Source organism: Pseudomonas sp. GW821-FHT09C08 (assembly GCF_059418125.1).
Genome location: NZ_JBWKPG010000018.1, coordinates 15,146 through 34,966 on the forward strand (window position 1 = coordinate 15,146; position 19,821 = coordinate 34,966).

The following is a 19,821-nucleotide window of genomic DNA, read 5'->3' on the forward strand; positions in this document are numbered from 1 at the left end:
GCCGCGCGATACGTGGCCTATAGTGAAGAGGCCGTGCCTCCATAACCACCACCTGAGGAGAACGATATGAGCGTTAAACCCATTCCCGAGGGCTATCACAGCGTCACGCCTTATATGGGCATCGACAACGCCGCGCAAGCCATCGAGTTCTACAAGAAAGCCTTCGGCGCCACGCAGGTCATGCGCCTGGACATGCCCGACGGCAAAGTCGGGCATGCCGAGCTGCGCATCGGTGATTCGGCGATCATGCTCGGCACACCCTGCGCGGAGATGGCCCTGCGCAATCCCGACGCACACACCAGTGTCGGCTTGCACCTGTATGTGAACGACGTCGACGCGCAATTCAAACAAGCCGTGGCTGCCGGCGCCACGGTGGTGTCGGAGCCGAAGGACCAGTTCTACGGCGACCGCTCCGCGAGCGTGAAGGATCCGTTCGGCCACCTGTGGTTCCTCGCGACGCGCAAGGAGAACCTGACCGAGGAGCAGATCCGCCAGCGTGCCATGGAGATGTTCAAGCAAGGCTGAAATACCTGAGGCCATGGCGATCAAATGTGGGCGCTTGCCTGCGATGCAGACCACTCGTTCTATCCGGCATACCGAGTCGATTTCATTGCGGGCAAGCCAGCTCCTACACACTTCATGAACAACCCCTCCACGCTTTCCCCCTTGCCGCGAACGCCGCGTGATTCCAGGATGCAGGCAATCATCACAAGGAGTCATTCCATGTTCGCCGGATTCCAGAAAGACCAGTGCCACGTCAACGGCGTGGACATCAGCTACCGCAAAGGCGGTACGGGTCCCGGCCTGCTCCTGCTGCACGGGCATCCGCAAACCCATGTCATCTGGCATAAAGTCGCCGAGCAGCTGGCCGAGCACTTCACCGTGGTCGCCGCCGACCTGCGCGGTTATGGCGACAGCAGCAGGCCGCCGGCCAATGACCATCACACTAATTATTCAAAACGCGAAATGGCCCGCGACGGCGTCGAGCTGATGCAGGCCCTGGGCTTCGCGCAGTTTTCGCTGCTGGCCCACGACCGTGGCGCCCGTGTGGCCCATCGACTGGCCCTGGATCATCCCGAGGCCGTGCAGCGCATGGTGTTGCTGGATATCGCGCCAACCCTGTCGATGTATGCACAAACCGACGAGGCTTTCGCCCGCGCTTACTGGCACTGGTTCTTCCTGATTCGCCCGGCGCCCTTGCCCGAAGCCTTGATCGAGAGCAACCCCGAGCTGTACCTGCGCAGCGTGATGGGCAGTCGCAGTGCCGGGCTCAAGCCGTTCACCGATGAAGCCTTCGCCGACTACCTGCGTTGCTTGAAGTTACCGGGCAGCGCCACCGGCATTTGCGAGGACTACCGTGCTGCCGCCGGTATCGACCTTGAGCACGACCAGGCGGATATCGACGCCGGCAACCACCTGAACCTGCCCCTGCTGGTCATGTGGGGTGCCGAAGGCACCGTCGGCCGCTGCTTCGAGCCGCTCAAGGAGTGGCAGAAAGTCGCCACCGATGTTCGCGGCAAGGCCCTGCCGGCCGGCCATTACATCGCTGAAGAAGCCCCCGAGTTGTTGCTTGGCGAAGTCCTGGCCTTCCTTCGCTGAGCCGCATCACCCCGTGACCTGACACACCCGCCTCGCAGGCTGCCAACGGCCTGCGACGGGTTCGCTTTGCCCAAAACAACGTCTCGAGATAATAACAATGACAATCAGAAAACTGCTGGGAACCCTGTATATCCAGGTGCTCATCGCGATCGCGCTGGGCGTGTTGATCGGCCACCAATGGCCACAGATCGGCATTGACCTCAAACCCCTGGGCGATGGCTTTATCAAGCTGATCAAAATGATCATCGGCCCGATCATCTTCTGCACGGTGGTCTCCGGTATCACCAGCATGCACGACGTGAAGCAGGTGGGCCGGGTCGGCGGCAAGGCGCTGCTGTACTTCGAAGTGGTGTCCACCATCGCCCTGCTGATCGGCATTCTCGCCGCGCACCTGCTGCACCCGGGCGTCGGTTTCAACATTGATGTGAAGACTCTCGACAGTTCGGCGATCGCCGGCTTTGTCGGCCAGGCCGAGCATGGCGAAGGCATCACCGGATTCCTGCTGCACGTGATTCCCACAACGTTTTTCGATGCGTTTTCCAAGGGCGAGATCCTGCCGGTGCTGTTCGTCTCCGTGCTGTTTGGCGTCGGGCTGGTGATGGTCGGTGAAAAAGGTCGGCCGCTGGTGGGCGTGATCAACCAGGCCAGCGAGGTGTTCTTCCGCATTGTCGGCATCATCAGCCGCGTCGCGCCGATCGGTGCGTTTGGTGCGATTGCCTTCACCATCGGCAAATACGGCGTGGGCTCGTTGCTGCCGCTGCTGAAACTGGTGGGCACCTTTTATATCACCGCGTTCTTCTTTATCGCCGTGGTGCTGGGCAGCATCGCGCGCTATGCCGGCTTCAGCATTTTCAAGTTGATGGGCTACATCAAGTCGGAACTGCTGATCGTGCTCGGCACCAGCTCGTCGGAGTCGGCGCTGCCGCAACTGATCCAGAAACTTGAAAGCCTCGGCGCATCCAAGGGCGTGGTGGGCATCGTGGTGCCGACCGGCTACACCTTCAACCTGGACGGCACCAACATCTATATGACGCTGGCGGTGCTGTTTCTGGCCCAGGCGACCAATATCCAGCTGCCCCTTGAGCAACAACTGACCCTGCTGGCGGTGGCCATGCTCACCTCCAAAGGCGCCGGTGCGGTGGTCGGTGCCGGGTTTGTGGCATTGGCGGCGAGCCTGGCGGTGGTGCCGACTGTGCCGGTGGCGGCGATGGTGCTGATCCTCGGCGTCGACCGGTTCATGGCCGAATGCCGCTCGCTGACCAATATCATCGGCAACGCCGTGGCCGCCCTGGTGGTGGCCGCCTGGGAAGGCGAACTGGATCGCGAGAAGATGGCGCCGATCGCCCTCAAGCGCGGCCGCCATGCGCGCGCTGCCCAGGCGGCACAGGCGAAAACCGCTGCCGAGTAAACCCTGACGGTGGCGAGGGAGCTTGCGCCCGCCGGGCTGCGCGGCGGCCCCGAAAAAGATCGGAGCGCTGCACATTCCAGCGGCAGCACGCTGCCTCGTCACACCGGTGCTATTCTGGCGGCTCATGCCGCCACGCTTGTTTCTGATGACTCATAAGAAAGATACCGTGCCCCTACCCGAAGACCTGCGGGTGTTCCTGACCGTGATCCGCAAGGCCGGCTTCGCTGCCGCCGCCGATGAGCTGGGGTTGTCGCCGGCGTATGTCAGCAAGCGTATCCAGATTCTGGAAACCACCCTGGCCACCCGCCTGCTGCACCGCACCAGCCGCCGCATCGCCCTCACCGAAGACGGTGAACGGGTGCAGCGCTGGGCCGTGCGTATTCTCGAAGACTTCCAGCAACTGTCCGATGAACTCAGCGATGCCCATGACAGCCCGCGTGGCCGCCTGCACCTGTGCAGCAGTTTCGGCTTTGGCCGCAATCATGTGGCACCGGCCCTGTCGTTGTTGGCGGAGCAGTACCCGGACCTGGAAATCCGCCTGGACCTGTTCGACCGCGTGGTGGACATCGTCAGCGAAGGCTTCGACCTGGAGATCCGCGTAGGCGACGACATCCCCGGCCAGCACATCGGCCGGCGCCTGGTGAGCAATCGCCGGGTGCTGTGCGCCGCGCCCGCGTACCTGCAGCGCCGGGGCATGCCGCAACACTTGAGCGACCTGGAGCAGCACGATTGCCTGGTGCTCAAGGAGCGCGACAACGCCTTCGGCATCTGGAACCTCGAGCACGACGGCGCCCAGGAGAGCGTGCGCGTGCGCGGTCCGTTGTCCTCGAACAATGGCGAGATCGTACTGCAATGGGCGCTGGATGGGCGCGGCGTACTGCTGCGCTCGATGTGGGATGTGAAGCCACTGCTGGAACAGGGCAAGCTGGTGCAGGTGCTGCACGCCTACACCCAGAGTGCCAACGTGTGGGCGGTGTACCCGACGCGGCTAGCGTATTCCGGGAAGTTGCGCGCGTGTGTGGAGTTCTTGCAGGAGCACTTCAAAGGGCTGTCGATCTAAAGCCATCCTGCCGAGCAACGCCGCCCGACGGTATGAGCCGGCTTGCCGGTGATAGCGGTGGGTCAGTTTGCAATATTTGACACTGCAATCGCCGGCAAGCCGGCGCCTACAGTTTGGGGTGGGCCAAGCAAGGGTTTATTGCCTGGGGGATGGCTTCTTTCCCGCCGTGCAAACCCGCTCACCCGTAGGAGCTGGCTTGCCGGCGATTGCGGTTCGAGTAGGTCAGTTGAGCCAGGGATTGGCGGCGAGGTGGCGGCGTTCGAAGGCTTTGATTTCTTCGCTGCGCTGCAGGGTGCTGCCGATTGCATCCAGGCCGAGTAGGAGCGCGGTCTTGCGCAGGGTATCGATCTGGAACGCAATGACCTGGCCGTCCGCCAGGCGAATCTGCTGTTCTTGCAGATCAACACTGATCTGCGCCTGGTCGGGCTGGCTGACGGTCTGGCCAAGGCGCTGCAGGACCGCCTCTTCCAGGGTGATCAGCAGCACGCCGTTACGCTGGCAGTTGTCGTAGAAAATCCCGGCAAAGCTGCTGCCGATCAGTGCGCGGATGCCCATCTGCTTCAGGCCCCACACCGCGTGCTCACGGCTGGAACCACAGCCGAAGTTCGGCCCCACTACCATAAAACTCGCGCCCTGCCAGGCGGGTTGGTTCAGCACGAACTCGGGGTTGGGCGCGCCATTGGGCAAGAAGCGCAGATCAAAGAACAGCCCACGGTCCAGGCCGCTGCGGTCAATGCCCTTGAGAAACTGCTTGGGCATGATCACGTCGGTGTCGATATTCGCCGCCAGCATCGGTGCGGCCTTGCCGGTGACCAAGGTAAAGGGTTGCAGGCTCATGGTCGGTCTCCAAAGTGGCGGATATCGGTGAGGCGGCCGGTGATCGCGGCCGCGGCGACCATTGCCGGGCTCATCAGGTGGGTACGCGCGCCGGCGCCCTGGCGGCCTTCGAAGTTGCGGTTGGTGCTGGAGGCGCAGCGGTCGCCGGGGGCCAGCACATCGTCGTTCATCGCCAGGCACATCGAGCAGCCGGACTGGCGCCATTCGAAACCGGCGTCGATAAAGATCGCCGCCAGCCCTTCGGCTTCGGCCTGGTCGCGCACTTCGGTGGAACCGGGGACGATCATCGCCCGCACGTGCTCGGCCACCTGCTTGCCGCGCACCACACTGGCGGCGTCACGCAGGTCTTCGATCCGCGCGTTGGTGCAGGAACCGATAAAGGCATGGCTGATGACGATCTCGCTCAGCGGCATGCCGGCCTCCAGGCCCATATAGTTGAGGGCGCGGCGCATGTCCTGGCGCAGGATCAGGTCGCTGACATCCTGCGGATCCGGCACCCGGGCGCCGATCGGCGCGGCCTGGTCGGGGCTGGTGCCCCAAGTGACCATGGGTTCCAGGGTGCTCGCGTCGAGGTGCACCTCCTGGTCGAACACCGCGTCGGCGTCTGAATGCAGTTGGCGCCAGCCCACCAGCGCCTGCTCCCACAACTCACCTGTGGGCGCGCGCGGCTTGCCCTTGAGGTAGGCGAAGACTTTTTCGTCCGGCGCCATGAATGCACCACGAGCACCCGCCTCCACCGCCATATTGCAGATGGTCATGCGTGCCTCGACGCTCAAGGCGTCGATGGTCGAACCCCGAAACTCGATCGCATAGCCGGTCGCACCGGACGCGCCGATCTTGCCAATCAGCGCCATGATCACGTCCTTGGAGGTCAAGCCCTTGGCCAACGCCCCCTCGACGGTGACGCGCAGGCTTTTCAGGCGCTTGTAGACCAGGGTCTGGGAGGCCAGCAGGTGTTCGATTTCCGAGGTGCCGATGCCGAAGCCAAAGGCGCCCAGGGCTCCGTATGTGGTGGTGTGGCTGTCACCGGCGGCGATCACCATGCCCGGCAGGATAAACCCCTGTTCCGGCGCGATCACATGTTCGATGCCCTGGCGCTTGTCGAGGATATCCAGCAGCTCGATGCCGAAATCCCGGCAATTCTCCGCCAGGTAAGACACTTGCCGTGCCCCGCCCGCATCGGGCATCGCCGCGATGCGCTGGGGCGTGGTGGGGTTCACATGGTCGACCACGGCCAGCGCCGTACCCGGACGCCACACGCCACGCCCGGCCTCACGCAGGCCACTGAAAGCCTGCGGGCTGGTGTATTCGTTGATCACCTGGCGGTCGATATACAGCAGCACGTGGCCCTGGTCATCGAGGGCGCACACCGTGTGGGAATCGATGTGTTTGTCGTAGAGAGTTCTGGCAGTCATTGTTCTAAAGGCTCGCTCAACGGTATGGCTCCATCCTACGCAGCCCCCAGCCCTCATCAATGCCACCTCGGTGATGGCTTGGAACATGTTTCGTGTTCGATCGCGTCGTTAATCCGTGTGAATGTGAATCTGAAACATTTACTTGCATGTTCGGATTAGGGTTTTCCCATTCTCATCCGTCTTAACTTAGATACAGCCCGTCGCGTCAGCAAAAGCTACGACTGGCCTTTTTCGGGCCTCCATCGCCCCCCTCCGATCAAGACCCTCATTCACATGTCGAAGAAGTCACGCTCCAAACTCTGGTTTCTCGTTCATAGCTGGCTGGCATTGCCCATCTGGTTCTTCGTACTGATCGTCTGCGTCACCGGCACCCTGGCGGTGGTGAGCCAGGAAATCGTGTGGCTGGCCAACCCGGACATCCGCGCGAGCAAACCGTCGGACGATGCCGAGCCGCTGAGCTATGACCAGGTGATCAGCGCCATCAAGCGCGCCGAACCCCAGGTAATCGTGCAGTCGCTCAGCCGTCCGGACGAATCGCACTTTGCCCTGAGTGTCGACCTCAGCTACCCCGACGGCCGTTCGGTAGAGGTCTACGTCAACCCGTACACCGGGGCGATCCAGGGCATCAGCCCGTCGTTCGACTTCCGCCAGTTCACCCGCGCCTTGCACGGCTGGTGGCTGGTGCCGTTCACCAATGGCTACAGCTGGGGCTGGTACCTGGTGTCGCTGCTCGGCTTGCCGCTGCTGGCCTCGCTGGTGACCGGGCTGGTGGTGTACAAGCGCTTCTGGAAGGGCTTTCTCAAGCCGACCCTGCGAATCCGCCACGGCGCGCGGATTTTCTGGGGGGATTTCCACCGCCTGAGCGGTATCTGGTCGATCTGGTTTATCGCAGTGATCTCCATCACCGGCACCTGGTTCCTGATCCAGGCAATCCTGGGGGATAACCAGATTTCGATTTCCAGCGAACCCATCGTCCCGGTGATCGCACGCGAGAAAGTCCCGACTTCGGCACCTGGCGTGCCGGCACCGATGATTCCCGTGGATGCAGCCATCGAGATCGCCACCCAGCGCATCCCGGGGCTGGAAGCGAGTTTCGTCAGCCTGCCGCTCAACGCCTACAGCCACCTGCAGATCGGTGGCCGGGGCTGGTACCCGCTGATGTACCAGACCGCGCAAATCAACCCGTACGACGGTGAAATCGCCTCGTCGCACCTGCTCTCCGACCGCACCAAACTGGAGTTCGTCACCGAGTCCATGCGTCCGTTGCACACCGGCGACTTCGGCGGTATCTGGATCAAGCTGATCTGGGCGTTCTTCGGCCTGGTGCTGAGCATGATGGTGTTGAGCGGCCTGTTGATCTGGACCAAGCGCACCGCCCTCGCGACCCTCAATGCGCTCAAGCGCGAGGCCAAGGCGCAACGTGCGCCCGCGCCCATCCCGGCCCTGCAGGCTGAAACTTCGGAGGCCAACCCATGAGCAAGGTCGCTACCGCTACACCGCCTTCGCCGCTGCGGGCCTTCTGGCTTAAATGGCGTTTCCATATCAATGTCCTGCTGTTGCTGGTGCCGCTGGGCTTCATGCCCAAGTACTTCGCCGACGCCGCGCTGTTTCGGGGTGACACCGGCATCGGCGAACGCCTGGCCGGTGAGGTGCAGGTCGGGCCCTGGAGCCTGAAACTCGCCGAGTTTCGCAACGAAGGCCCGCGCCCGGACCCTGCCGGCCCGATGAAATTCTTCAACGCCGCCCTCTGCGACACCTGCGCCGACCAGGTCAAGGCCACCTACCTGCGCATCGGCAAGCCGCGCAGCCTGCGCGCCGCCGGGGTGATCTTCTTCGGCACCCCATACCGCATGGGCGCCGCCCTGCCCGTGCCGGAACGCACGCCGGTCGACGCCGAACTGTGGGTCACCATGGAAGGCTGGGACGGCACGATGCACCAGGGTTCCATCCCGCTGAGCCAGGCCTCGCCTGCCACCATTGCCTGGCTGAACAAGCAAGGAGTTAAACCATGACTTTGAAGCGCCTGACCCGCGCCTGCGCCGTGCTAGTGCTCGGTGCCGGTTTCAGTACCCTGGCCCTGGCCCACAACCCGATGTGCGAATGCAAGGAAATCCCTGGCGAGCAGATCGAGTGCAAAGGCGGCTTCTCCGACGGCAGCGGCGCCCCCGGAGTGACGCTGGATGTGATCGGCTACGACGAAACGATCCTGGTGCCCGGCAAGCTGGGCCAGGACTCGACCCTGACCTTCAAGAAACCCTCGGCCGAGTTCTATGTGCTGTTTGATGCGGGTCCCGGGCACGTCGTGGAAATCGACCAAGCGGACATCCAGCCGCAATGAGCACGACACAGGTTGTACGCCCCGCGGGTGCCGGGCACGAGACCCTCTACGTCCTGCTGCTGTGCCTGATCATCCTCGCGGTGGCCGGCACGGTGGTGGCCTTGCACGGCGAATCCCAGGAGGTCGCCGCGGTGCCCAGCCACCAGTTGGACGCGCGCCGTGACCTCAGTGCTGCCGAACAGGGCATCTATGCCGACTTGCGCGTGACCCTGGATGAAATCCAGCTGCTGGCACAAGAGCAAAGCGCCCTGCCCACGCCCGAGCAACTGGCCGAAGAAGGCTTTGCGCCGTTCGCCCAGGACGCCAGCTCGGTCAGCCGTGGCGATCATCGCTGGCAGCTGCTGGCGCCTTCGTCCTACCTGGGGCTGAGCCAGGCACCTGCCACGAGTGGCTCGCTGTTGATGCGCGTGCACGGTGCCGAGCCGGATATCTGGCTCAATCGCAGCACCGACCTGGCCGCCCCCTCCGACCTCTCTGACCAGGCGCTGATCGCAGCCGGCTGGCAGCAAGTGGTCGCGCAATTCGATGCCGGCGTCACCCGCCAGCACCGTCACTGAACGAGAAGACCGATTGCCCATGTCTATTTCATCTCCCCTGTTGCGCGTATTACTGGTTGGCCTGTTCAGCCTGATGCTGGCCCCGCTGGCCAATGCCGAGGCGGCCAAGCGCCTGCGGATCGGCATCACCCTGCACCCTTATTACAGCTACGTGGCGAACATCGTCGGCGACAAGGCCGAGGTCGTGCCGCTGATTCCTGCCGGTTTCAACCCTCATGCCTACGAACCGCGCGCCGAAGACATCAAGCGCATCGGCACCCTGGATGTCATCGTGCTCAACGGCGTCGGCCATGACGACTTCGCCGACCGCATGATCGCCACCAGCGAGCGCCCGGATATCCCGGTGATCGAAGCCAACGCCAACGTGCCATTGCTGGCCGCCACCGGCAATGCCGCGCGCGGTGCAGGCAAGGTGGTCAACCCGCACACCTTCCTGTCGATCAGCGCGTCGATTGCCCAGGTCAACAACATCGCCCGCGAGCTGGGCAAGCTCGACCCTGACAACGCCAAGACCTACACCCAGAACGCTCGCGCCTATGGCAAGCGCCTGCGCCAGATGCGCGCCGATGCCCTGGCCAAGTTGACCAGCGCACCCAACCCCGACCTGCGCGTCGCCACCGTGCACGCGGCCTACGACTACCTGCTGCGCGAGTTTGGCCTGGAAGTCACCGCCGTGGTCGAACCGGCCCACGGTATCGAGCCAAGTCCCAGCCAACTGAAGAAAACCATCGATGAGCTGCGAGCCCTGGACGTGAAGGTGATCTTCTCGGAAATGGATTTCCCGTCTACTTACGTCGAGACCATCCAGCGTGAATCCGGGGTCAAGCTGTACCCGCTGTCGCATATTTCCTACGGCGCCTACAGCGCGGAGAAATACGAAGTGGAAATGACCGGCAACCTCAACACCGTGGTCCGGGCGATTCAGGAGTCGGGGGCATGACCGCCGCGCAACGACTGGAGGTGGCCAGCATTGGCCCGACCCTCGACTTCGACGCCATCTCATTGACCCTCGGTCGCACCACGATCCTCGACGGCGTGACCTTCCAGGTACAACCGGGCAGCATCCATGCGCTGGTCGGCCCCAACGGCGGCGGCAAAAGCTCGCTGATCAAGACCTTGCTGGGCCAGACGCCGCATCAGGGGCGGTTGAGCCTGCAGTGGCCAAGCACGCCCGGCACCATCGGTTATGTGCCCCAGGCGCTGGAATTCGACCGTGGCTTACCGATGACCGTCGATGATTTCATGGCTGCCATGTGCCAACGGCGCCCGGCGTTTCTCGGGTTGTCCAGGCATTACGCCGGCGCAATCGGCGAGGCACTGGAACGGGTCGGCATGCAGGACAAACGCAAGCGGCGCATGGGCGCATTGTCGGGTGGCGAGCGCCAGCGCGTGCTGTTGGCCCAGGGGTTGATCCCGGCGCCGCAACTGCTGGTGTTGGATGAACCGATGTCGGCACTCGATGAGGCCGGTATCCAGGTGTTCGAGCGCTTGCTGAATGACTGGCGCCTCGCCGGCATCACCGTGTTGTGGATCGAGCATGACCTGGAGGCCGTGGGCCGCTTGGCCGACCGCGTCACCGGGTTGAACCGCCGCGTGCTGTTCGACGCCACTCCGAAAGAGGCGCTGACCCCGGATCGCCTGCTGACCCTGTTCTCTACCCACCCTCGGAGCCCGGCGCAATGAGTTATGAAGCGTTTCGCTTGATGGTCCAGGGCTGGGCCTCTTCCGGCTATCTGCCGGAGGCGCTGGCCTATGGTTTTGTGGTCAACGCGCTGCTCGCCGGCTTGCTGATCGGCCCGGTGCTGGGCGGGTTGGGCACGCTGGTGGTGGTCAAGCGCTTTGCGTTTTTCTCCGAAGCGGTCGGCCATGCCGCGCTGACCGGCGTGGCCGTGGGCATTCTGCTCGGCGAACCCTACACCGGGCCGTATGGCAGCCTGTTCGGCTACTGCCTGTTGTTCGGCATCCTGCTCAATTACCTGCGCAACCGCACCGGCCTGGCGCCAGACACCTTGATCGGCGTGTTCCTGTCGGTGTCGCTGGCCTTGGGCGCGAGCCTGCTGCTGATCCTGGCAGGCAAGATCAACGTGCATATCCTTGAAAACGTGCTGTTCGGCTCGGTGCTGACCGTCAACGGCAATGACCTGCTGGTGCTGGCGATTGTCGGCGCACTGGTGATGGCCCTGGCGTTGCCGCTGTACAACCGCATCATGCTCGCCAGCTTCAACCCGCAACTGGCGGCGGTGCGCGGCGTGGCCGTGAAGACCCTGGATTACCTGTTCGTGATCCTGGTTACGCTGATCACCGTGGCGGCCGTCAAGGTCATCGGCGCGATCCTGGTCGGCGCGCTGCTGGTGATCCCGGCGGCGGCGGCACGTCTGCTCAGCCAGTCGCTCAAGGGGTTTTTCTGGGTCTCGGTGGTAATCGCCACCGTCAGCACCCTGTGCGGCATCCTCCTGCCAATCATCTTCGACCTGCCTGTTCCGTCCGGCGCCGCGATCATTCTGGTGGCCGGTATCGCCTTCGCCATTGCCGCCATTGCGCGTGGCACGGTGCCCAGCCTCAAAGGGAATCTTGGATAATGCGCCCTGTCTTTCGCCCACTGGCCCTGGCCATCGCTTGCTTGCTCAGCACCTCGGCGCTGGCCGCCGTTGACGGTTTCCAACCCCGGGACTTCGTCGCCAACAATGGCCTCGGCCATGCTGCACTGAGCAAGGCAAAATCGGTCAAGACCGTCAAAGTGCTCGCCTCGTTGCCCATCACCTACGGGCTGGCCGAAGTGCTGCTCAAGGGCACCGATGTGCAGTTGGAGCGCGCAGCTCCCGCCAACCTGCCCGGGTCGCGCCAGGTGTCCTATTTCACCGGCCGTGGCGCGCCGGCCCTGGGCAAGCTGGCGGTGGACGCCGATGCAGCCATCGGCCTGCGCTCGCTGTGGGCGGATGACCCGCTCTACCCAGTGGCACGCCGCAGCAACATCCGCATCGTCGAAATCGACGCGGCACGCCCGGTGGATGGCGGCTTGCCGGGGATCGCCGTGCAGCCGGGCAGTGCCGACGGGCTGAACAGCCAGCCGTGGCAATCGAGCAACAACATGGGGCGCATGGCCGATGTAATGGCCGCCGACCTGAGCCGCCTGGCGCCCCACGCCAAGCCGACCATCGACGCCAACCTTGCCGCCCTCAAGCAGCGCCTGCTCAAACTCAGCGCCGACAGCGAAGCGCGGCTGGCCAAGGCGGACAACCTCAGCGTGGTCAGCTTGAGCGATCACTTCGCTTATCTGATCAGCAGCCTGAACCTGGAAGTGCTCAGCACCGACGCCCGCCCCGACGCCGACTGGACACCCGAGGCCTTGCAAACATTCAGCGCCGCGCTGAAGGACAACGACGTGGCCGTGGTGCTGCACCATCGTCAGCCAAGCGAAGCGGTAAAAGCCGCCGTGACGGCAGGCGGTGCGCAACTGTTGGTGCTGAACGTCGACAGCGCAGAGCCGGTGACCGAGCTGGAGACCAATGTGGATCAGGTGATCAAGACACTCACGCCCTGACATCTGAAGATCAGCCTTCTGTGGTGAGCAGGCCTCTGTAGTGAGCAGGTTTATGGGTGAGCAGGCCTATGTGGTGACCAGAACTCTGTGGCGAGCAGGCTTGCCCTGCGTTGGGCTGCGCAGCAGCCCCTATCAAAGCCACCCTAACCTGCCAGAAAAATCCCCATATAGATTTTGGGCCTGCTGCGCAGCCCAACGCAGGGCAAGCCTGCTCACCACAACAAGCGTGCCTGCATTCCATAACAAGACTGCTTGCCGGTGACGGCAGATGCTGAACGTCGACGGTGCAGAGCCGGAAACCAATGTGGATCAGGTGATCAAGACACTCACGCCGTGACATCTGAAGGTCAGCCTTCTGTGGCGAACAGACCTCTGTAGTAAGCAGGCTTATGGGTGAGCAGGCTTATGTGGTGAACAAAACTCTGTGGCGAGCAGGCTTGCCCTGCGTTGGGCTGCGTAGCAGCCCCCTACTAAGGCCGCCGTAACCTGCCAGAAAAAACCCCATACAGATTTTGGGTCTGCTGCGCAGCCCAACGCAGGGCAAGCCTGCTCACCACAACAAGCGTGCCTGTATTCCACAACAAGCGTGCCTGCATTCCACAACAAGCCTGCCCGCATTTCAAAACAAGCCTGCTTGCCACACCGGTTAAACCACATCCACTCCGACATGAATTGCATCATGCCGCCAGAATTCCAGGTCGCAGTCGATCAGTCGCTGGTGCTGGTCATAATTGACCCGGGCAATCCGCAGGCCCGGGCTGCCCACCGACACGCGCAACGCGGCGGCGGCTTCCACCGGCAGTGAGGTCGGGACGATTTCGAAACGCACCCGCCCGTAGTGCAAGTCGTATTTGCGCGCATACAACTCAGTCATTGACTGATTCAGGTCGCACTCAAGAATCCCCGGGAAATACTGCGGGTTCAGGTAGTGCTCCACATACAACACCAGCCGCCCGTCAATCCGCCGGCCCCGGCAGATCTGGATCACGCTGGACAACGCCGGCAACTGCAACCACGCACACACCGCCGCCGAGGCCGGTTGCAGCCGCGCAGAGATCACTTCGGTAGACGCCACCCGCCCCTGGTCGTTGACCATCGCGTGAAAGTGGCTGCGCTGCATCAGGTTGTAGGCCAGCCGTGGTGGCGAGACAAACCAGCCCCGGCGCTCCTCACGATAGATCTGGCCCTGGGCCTCCAGTTGTAACAAGGCTTCCCGCACGGTAATTCGAGTGGTACCAAACAACTCGCTGAGCTTGCGCTCGGCGGGCAGTTTGCTTGCAGGCGGCAACAGGCCGTGGTCGATCTGCTCTTGCAGCGCCAGGCCGATGGATGTCACCGCCTTGATTGCCTCATCACGCATCAACGTTACCTATCTGGACTAGACCAGCACCGTTCAGGTGCACAAAACGCGCTGTATTCGGGCTCCTGCCATTGCGTGCCAGCCTAGGCATTACAGATGACCGACAGATGACAGTCCATGTCGGGTCCCTCCAGCACACCCTGCAATACATCGGCCAAGTCCAGGCCCTGCGGGCACTTGAGCATGGTCTACGCTAAGTCTGTGCTGAGCGACACAAGCGATTTAAAAACGACATCGACATGAAACTGTCATCCATCCAGCCTAGATTGGCTCAGGTATTGCTGACCTAGACCAACACCACCGCAAACGTCGACAAAAACGCAGCGTTGAAAACGCCCAAAGGAGCTTCGGATGAAACAGCTTTTCCTGGCATCACTGTTAGGCTCGACCATTGCCATGTGCACCGCCGCCATGGCTGCTGATACCGATCTAAAAACCCTTGAAGCTGCCGCCAAGACAGAAGGCGCCATCAACAGCGTCGGCATGCCCGATGACTGGGCCAACTGGAAAGGCACCTGGGAAGACCTGGCCAAGACCTACGGCCTCAAGCACATCGACACCGACATGAGCTCGGCCCAGGAAATCGCCAAGTTCAAGGCTGAAAAAGACAACGCCAGCGCCGACATCGGCGACGTGGGCGCGGCCTTCGGTCCGATCGCGGTGAAGCAGGAAGTCACCCAGCCGTACAAACCGTCGACCTGGGCCCAGGTCCCGGATTGGGCCAAAGACAAGGACGGTCACTGGGCCCTGGCCTACACCGGCACCATCGCCTTCATCGTCAACAAGAAGCTGCTGCACGGTTCCGAAGTGCCAACCAGCTGGGCTGACCTGCAGAAAGGCAAATACAAAGTCTCCATCGGTGACGTGAGCACCGCGGCCCAAGCGGCCAACGGCGTACTGGCGGCAGCCATCGCCAATAAAGGCGACGAGAAAAACATCGCGCCGGGCCTGCAGTTTTTCACCAAGATCGCCCAGCAAGGTCGTCTCTCGCTGTCCAACCCGACCATCGCCACCATGGAAAAAGGCGAAGTCGAAGTGGGCATCGTCTGGGACTTCAACGGCCTGAGCTACAAGGCCAAGATGGCCAACCCGGATGACTACGTGGTGCTGATTCCTTCTGACGGCTCGGTAAAATCCGGCTACACCACCATCATCAACAAATACGCCAAGCACCCGAACGCCGCCAAGCTGACCCGCGAATACATCTTCAGCGATGCCGGCCAACTCAACCTGGCGCGTGGCAATGCGCGTCCGATCCGTGCTGAAACCGACCTGAAACTGCCGGCTGATATCGCCAAGAACCTGATCCCGGGCGAGCAGTACACCAAGGCCAACCCGCAACCGATCAAGGATGCCGATGCCTGGGAAGCGACCTCCAAGAAGTTGCCACAACAGTGGAACGAGCAAGTCATCGTAGAAATGAAGTAAGCGACGCAAAACCTGTAGGAGCCGGCTTGCCGGCGATGACGGTCGAACATTCGACATTGATGTCGGCTGATACATCGCCATCGCAGGCAAGCCAGCGCCCACATTTGATCCGGTTCCAACCGAACAAAAGATCCACATCCCCTGTTGCGGAGCCCCAGCCCCCATGAAGCACAATGTCATCCTTGTCGTGCTCGACGGCCTGAACTTCGAGGTTGCCCGACACGCCATGGGGCACTTGCAGGCCTATGTCGGCGCAGGACGCGCAGCCCTCTACAAACTGGAATGTGAACTGCCCGCCCTGTCCCGCCCGCTGTATGAGTGCATCCTCACCGGCGTGCCACCGATCCAGAGCGGCATCGTCCACAACCAGGTCTCGCGCCTGTCCAACCAACGCAGCATTTTCCATTACGCCACCGACGCCGGCCTGACCACTGCGGCGGCTGCTTACCATTGGGTCAGCGAGTTGTATAACCGCACACCCTTTATTGCCGCGCGTGATCGTCATACCGACGACAAGGCGCTGGCGATCCAGCACGGGCATTTCTACTGGAATGACCATTACCCGGATTCACACCTGTTTGCCGACGCCGAAAGCCTGCGCGTCAAACACGCGCCAAACTTCCTGGTCGTGCACCCGATGAACATCGACGACGCCGGCCACAAGCACGGTCTCGACACCGCGCAATACCGCAACAGCGCCCGCTCGGCCGACATCATCCTGGCTGACTACCTGCAAGGCTGGCTCGATGCCGGCTACCAGGTGCTGGTCACCGCCGACCACGGCATGAACAACGATCGCTCCCACAACGGCCTGTTGCCGGAAGAGCGCGAAGTGCCGTTGTTTGTACTCGGCGAGGCCTTCAGCCTCGACATCCACGCCGCGCCGAACCAGACCGACCTGTGCGGCACCGTCTGCGAGCTGTTGGGCGTACCACACGACAAACCTGTCTGCCGGGAGCTGTTGAAGTGAATTCCATGACTCGCGGCAAATGGCTGGCGCTGCTGTGCCTGGTGCCTTTCACGCTGTTCTTTATCGTGTTCGAAATCGCCCCGCTCGTCTGGGTGTTGATCAACAGCCTGCAAACGGAAGAAACCGGCTGGGGCCTGGACAACTTCACGCGGATCTTCAGCTCCAAGTTCTACCTGCAAGCCATCCAGTTCAGCCTGGAGATCAGCTTCTACTCGAGCATCTTCGGCATCATTATCGCCACCCTGGGCAGTTACTCCCTGCGCCGGGTCGATTCGCCGCTGCGCAATTTCGTCACCGCTTTCGCCAACATGACCAGCAACTTTGCCGGCGTCCCCCTGGCGTTCGCCTTCATCATCCTGCTGGGTTTCAACGGCAGCATCACCATCATGCTCAAGCAGGCCGGGATCATTCAGGACTTCAACCTGTACTCCAAGACCGGCTTGATCATTCTCTATACCTACTTCCAGATTCCCCTCGGCGTGCTGCTGCTCTACCCGGCGTTCGACGCGCTGCGCGAAGACTGGCGCGAGTCGGCGGCGTTGCTGGGTGCCAATGGCTGGCAGTTCTGGCGGCATATCGGCTTGCCGGTGCTCACGCCGGCGTTGCTGGGCACGTTCGTGATCCTGCTGGCCAACGCGTTGGGCGCCTATGCCACGGTCTACGCGCTGACCACCGGCAACTTCAACGTGCTGCCGATTCGCATCGCCGGCCTGGTGTCGGGGGATGTCTCGCTGGATCCGAACATGGCCAGCGCCCTGGCCGTGGTGCTGGTGGCGCTGATGACCGTGGTCACCGTGGTCCATCAACTGTTGCTCAAGAGGAGCTACCATGTCTCGCGCTGAAGCCGGCCCGGCCTCCCTCTACCACCGCGTGGTGGTGTACCTGTTGTTTGCGATCCTGGTGCTGCCGCTGATCGGCACCTTCGTCTATTCGATTGCCAGCAGTTGGTCGGCAACCATCCTGCCCGCTGGCTTTACCGTGAAATGGTACGTCCAGCTGTGGAGCGACCCGCGCTTCCTGATGGCCTTCGGGCAGTCGTTGCTGGTGTGCGTGGGCGCGCTGCTGCTGTCGGTGGTGTTGATCCTGCCGCTGCTGTTCGTGGTGCATTACCACTTCCCAAGGCTCGACGCACTGATGAACATCCTGATCCTGCTGCCCTTCGCGGTGCCGCCGGTGGTGTCGTCGGTGGGCCTGCTGCAACTCTACGGTTCCGGGCCGCTGGCGATGGTGGGCACACCGTGGATCCTGATCGGTTGCTACTTCACCGTGGCGCTGCCGTTCATGTACCGCGCGATCACCAATAACCTGCAGGCGATCAACCTGCGAGACCTGATGGATGCCTCGCAACTGCTCGGCGCCAGCACCTGGCAGGCGGCGATCCTGGTGGTGCTGCCGAACCTGCGCAAAGGCCTGATGGTCGCGCTGCTGCTGTCGTTCTCGTTCCTGTTCGGTGAGTTCGTGTTCGCCAACATCCTCGTCGGTACCCGCTACGAAACCCTGCAGGTGTACCTGAACAACATGCGCAACAGCAGCGGCCACTTCACCAGTGCCGTCGTGATTTCCTACTTCTTCTTTGTGCTGGTGCTGACCTGGGCCGCCAATATCTTGAACAAGGACAAAAGCCAATGAGCTTCGTCAGCGTCCAACACCTGCAAAAAGGCTACGCCGGCACCCCGGTGTTCAGTGATATCAACTGCGAAATCGCCAAGGGCGAATTCGTCACCCTGCTCGGCCCGTCAGGGTGTGGCAAGTCCACCCTGCTGCGCTGCATCGCCGGCCTGACCTCGGTGGACAGCGGGAAAATCCTGCTGGATGGCCAGGACATCGTCCCGCTGAGCCCGCAAAAACGTCACATCGGCATGGTGTTCCAGAGCTATGCACTGTTCCCCAACATGACCGTGGAACAGAACGTCGCCTTCGGCCTGCGTATGCAAAAGGTCAATGCCGATGACAGCCACAAGCGGGTACAGGAAGTGCTGCAACTGGTCGAACTCAAGGACCTCGCCGGCCGCTACCCGCACCAGATGTCGGGCGGCCAGTGCCAGCGCGTGGCGCTCGCCCGCTCGCTGGTCACCCGCCCGCGCCTGTTGCTGCTCGATGAGCCGCTGTCGGCGCTGGATGCGCGGATTCGCAAACACCTGCGCGAACAGATCCGCCAGATCCAGCGCGAACTGGGCCTGACCACCATCTTCGTGACCCATGACCAGGAAGAAGCCCTGACCATGTCGGACCGGATCTTCCTGATGAACCAGGGCAAGATCGTGCAAAGCGGCGACGCCGAAACCCTCTACACCGCGCCGGTGGATATCTTCGCCGCCGGATTTATCGGCAACTACAACCTGCTGGACGCCGACAAGGCCAGCCAGTTGCTGCAGCGGCCGATCAGCGGGCGCATCGCGATTCGCCCCGAGGCCATCGAGCTCAGCCGCAGCGGCGAACTCGATGCCCTGGTGCGCAGCCACAGCCTGCTGGGCAATGTGATCCGCTATCGCATCGAAGCCCGTGGCGTCGAATTGGTGGTGGACGTACTGAACCGCTCGGCGGACGATCTGCACCCCGACGGCCAGCGCCTGGCACTTTCCATCGACCCCAGTGCACTGTGTGAAGTAGCCTGAGCAGCACGACTGATTGAGAGAGCGTAACGGATGGCATTGGTAATTTTTGATTTGGACGACACCCTGATCCACGGCGACTGCGCCACCCTGTGGAGCGAGCAGATGGGCCGCCTGGGCTGGGTCGACCCCGAGTCGTTCATGCGCAGGAACAACGAGCTGATGGACGCCTACAGCCAGGGCAAGCTGGCCATGGAAGACTTCATGGACTTCAGCCTCGAGCCGATGATCGGCCGCACCCCGGAGGAAATAGACCACCTGGTGGAGCCCTGGGTCGAGGACGTGATCGAACCACTGATCTACAGCGACGCCACCAAGACCATCGCCCGCCACCGCGCCAATGGCGACCGCATCCTGGTGATTTCCGCCTCGGGCACCCACCTGGTCACGCCGATTGCGGCGCGGATCGGCATCGATGAAGTGCTGGGGATTGATCTGGAAGTGAGCCATGGCGTGTACAGCGGCCGTACCGTCGGTGTACTGACCTACCGCGAAGGCAAGATCACACGCTTGCTGGAATGGCTGGAGCAGGAAGGCGAGACGCTGGAAGGGGCGTATTTCTACTCGGATTCGCGCAATGACCTGCCGTTGCTGCTGAAGGTGGATCACCCAAACGTGGTGAACCCGGACCCGGTGCTACGCGAGCACGCGGAAAAGGCCGGCTGGCCGATCCATCACTGGGTGTGACACTGCGCT

Annotated in this window: 21 protein-coding genes; 18 read left to right on the forward strand and 3 right to left on the reverse strand. The window is 62.4% G+C overall.

What is annotated here, in order from left to right:
* The first annotated feature begins 66 nt into the window (after positions 1–66).
* From AC07OJ_RS30245 to AC07OJ_RS30260, 4 genes are all read left to right on the forward strand, one after another.
* Positions 67–525, forward strand: a complete 459-nt coding sequence (locus tag AC07OJ_RS30245) for a VOC family protein (RefSeq protein WP_065901297.1) — start codon at positions 67–69, stop codon at positions 523–525.
* 198 nt (positions 526–723) lie between these two features.
* Entirely contained in the window at positions 724–1,599 is an 876-nt protein-coding gene (locus AC07OJ_RS30250; RefSeq protein WP_065901300.1) for an alpha/beta fold hydrolase, read from the forward strand.
* Between the two features lie 97 nt (positions 1,600–1,696).
* On the forward strand, positions 1,697–3,007 hold the full coding sequence (locus AC07OJ_RS30255) for a dicarboxylate/amino acid:cation symporter (RefSeq protein WP_495095767.1): 1,311 nt from the start codon (positions 1,697–1,699) through the stop codon (positions 3,005–3,007).
* Between the two features lie 145 nt (positions 3,008–3,152).
* Positions 3,153–4,067 carry a LysR substrate-binding domain-containing protein gene (locus AC07OJ_RS30260; RefSeq protein WP_201143873.1) on the forward strand — a complete coding sequence of 305 codons (915 nt, stop codon included), beginning with the start codon at positions 3,153–3,155 and terminating at the stop codon, positions 4,065–4,067.
* 222 nt (positions 4,068–4,289) lie between these two features.
* Here AC07OJ_RS30260 and leuD read toward each other — a convergent pair whose 3' ends face one another.
* Together leuD and leuC are read right to left on the reverse strand one after the other, a co-directional pair.
* Complete coding sequence (gene leuD / locus AC07OJ_RS30265; RefSeq protein WP_065901309.1) at positions 4,290–4,904, reverse strand: 3-isopropylmalate dehydratase small subunit; 615 nt, start codon at positions 4,902–4,904, stop codon at positions 4,290–4,292.
* Positions 4,901–6,319 (reverse strand): 3-isopropylmalate dehydratase large subunit, encoded by a 1,419-nt coding sequence (leuC, locus tag AC07OJ_RS30270; RefSeq protein WP_106804643.1) that lies wholly within the window; start codon positions 6,317–6,319, stop codon positions 4,901–4,903. The genes leuD and leuC overlap by 4 nt, the downstream gene beginning before the upstream one ends.
* 273 nt (positions 6,320–6,592) lie before the next feature.
* On the opposite strand from leuC, the gene AC07OJ_RS30275 reads away from it, so the two are divergent.
* The 8 genes from AC07OJ_RS30275 to AC07OJ_RS30310 are packed head-to-tail and all read left to right on the forward strand — an operon-like array spanning position 6,593 to position 12,755.
* Complete coding sequence (locus AC07OJ_RS30275; RefSeq protein ID WP_106804644.1) at positions 6,593–7,795, forward strand: PepSY-associated TM helix domain-containing protein; 1,203 nt, start codon at positions 6,593–6,595, stop codon at positions 7,793–7,795.
* Complete coding sequence (locus AC07OJ_RS30280; protein WP_495095768.1) at positions 7,792–8,331, forward strand: PA2404 family protein; 540 nt, start codon at positions 7,792–7,794, stop codon at positions 8,329–8,331. The genes AC07OJ_RS30275 and AC07OJ_RS30280 overlap by 4 nt, the downstream gene beginning before the upstream one ends.
* On the forward strand, positions 8,328–8,657 hold the full coding sequence (locus tag AC07OJ_RS30285) for a hypothetical protein (RefSeq protein WP_120448031.1): 330 nt from the start codon (positions 8,328–8,330) through the stop codon (positions 8,655–8,657). The genes AC07OJ_RS30280 and AC07OJ_RS30285 overlap by 4 nt, the downstream gene beginning before the upstream one ends.
* Entirely contained in the window at positions 8,654–9,214 is a 561-nt protein-coding gene (locus AC07OJ_RS30290; RefSeq protein WP_495095769.1) for a DUF6162 family protein, read from the forward strand. Before AC07OJ_RS30285 ends, AC07OJ_RS30290 begins: the two co-directional genes overlap by 4 nt.
* Before the next feature lie 19 nt (positions 9,215–9,233).
* Positions 9,234–10,154 (forward strand): metal ABC transporter substrate-binding protein, encoded by a 921-nt coding sequence (locus AC07OJ_RS30295; RefSeq protein WP_065901323.1) that lies wholly within the window; start codon positions 9,234–9,236, stop codon positions 10,152–10,154.
* Positions 10,151–10,897: a metal ABC transporter ATP-binding protein gene (locus AC07OJ_RS30300; protein WP_495095770.1), complete on the forward strand. Its 747-nt coding sequence runs from the start codon at positions 10,151–10,153 to the stop codon at positions 10,895–10,897. The genes AC07OJ_RS30295 and AC07OJ_RS30300 overlap by 4 nt, the downstream gene beginning before the upstream one ends.
* Positions 10,894–11,793: a metal ABC transporter permease gene (locus AC07OJ_RS30305; RefSeq protein ID WP_106804649.1), complete on the forward strand. Its 900-nt coding sequence runs from the start codon at positions 10,894–10,896 to the stop codon at positions 11,791–11,793. Before AC07OJ_RS30300 ends, AC07OJ_RS30305 begins: the two co-directional genes overlap by 4 nt.
* Entirely contained in the window at positions 11,793–12,755 is a 963-nt protein-coding gene (locus AC07OJ_RS30310; RefSeq protein WP_495095771.1) for a metal ABC transporter solute-binding protein, Zn/Mn family, read from the forward strand. The genes AC07OJ_RS30305 and AC07OJ_RS30310 overlap by 1 nt, the downstream gene beginning before the upstream one ends.
* A gap of 646 nt (positions 12,756–13,401) precedes the next feature.
* On the opposite strand, the gene AC07OJ_RS30315 is transcribed toward AC07OJ_RS30310, so the two are convergent.
* On the reverse strand, positions 13,402–14,115 hold the full coding sequence (locus AC07OJ_RS30315) for a UTRA domain-containing protein (RefSeq protein WP_053128712.1): 714 nt from the start codon (positions 14,113–14,115) through the stop codon (positions 13,402–13,404).
* A gap of 351 nt (positions 14,116–14,466) precedes the next feature.
* Here AC07OJ_RS30315 and AC07OJ_RS30320 point away from each other — a divergent pair, with 351 nt between their 5' ends.
* The 6 genes from AC07OJ_RS30320 (at position 14,467) to AC07OJ_RS30345 (ending at position 19,812) form a co-directional block, all read left to right on the forward strand.
* Entirely contained in the window at positions 14,467–15,543 is a 1,077-nt protein-coding gene (locus AC07OJ_RS30320) for an ABC transporter substrate-binding protein (RefSeq protein WP_065901340.1), read from the forward strand.
* Positions 15,544–15,706: 163 nt separating this feature from the next.
* On the forward strand, positions 15,707–16,513 hold the full coding sequence (locus AC07OJ_RS30325; RefSeq protein ID WP_065901342.1) for an alkaline phosphatase family protein: 807 nt from the start codon (positions 15,707–15,709) through the stop codon (positions 16,511–16,513).
* 5 nt (positions 16,514–16,518) lie between these two features.
* On the forward strand, positions 16,519–17,355 hold the full coding sequence (locus AC07OJ_RS30330) for an ABC transporter permease (RefSeq protein ID WP_168167059.1): 837 nt from the start codon (positions 16,519–16,521) through the stop codon (positions 17,353–17,355).
* Positions 17,342–18,142 carry an ABC transporter permease gene (locus AC07OJ_RS30335; protein WP_065901347.1) on the forward strand — a complete coding sequence of 267 codons (801 nt, stop codon included), beginning with the start codon at positions 17,342–17,344 and terminating at the stop codon, positions 18,140–18,142. Before AC07OJ_RS30330 ends, AC07OJ_RS30335 begins: the two co-directional genes overlap by 14 nt.
* On the forward strand, positions 18,139–19,128 hold the full coding sequence (locus AC07OJ_RS30340; RefSeq protein ID WP_495095772.1) for an ABC transporter ATP-binding protein: 990 nt from the start codon (positions 18,139–18,141) through the stop codon (positions 19,126–19,128). The genes AC07OJ_RS30335 and AC07OJ_RS30340 overlap by 4 nt, the downstream gene beginning before the upstream one ends.
* A 30-nt stretch (positions 19,129–19,158) precedes the next feature.
* Positions 19,159–19,812: an HAD family hydrolase gene (locus AC07OJ_RS30345; protein WP_065901351.1), complete on the forward strand. Its 654-nt coding sequence runs from the start codon at positions 19,159–19,161 to the stop codon at positions 19,810–19,812.
* The last annotated feature ends 9 nt before the right edge of the window (positions 19,813–19,821 follow it).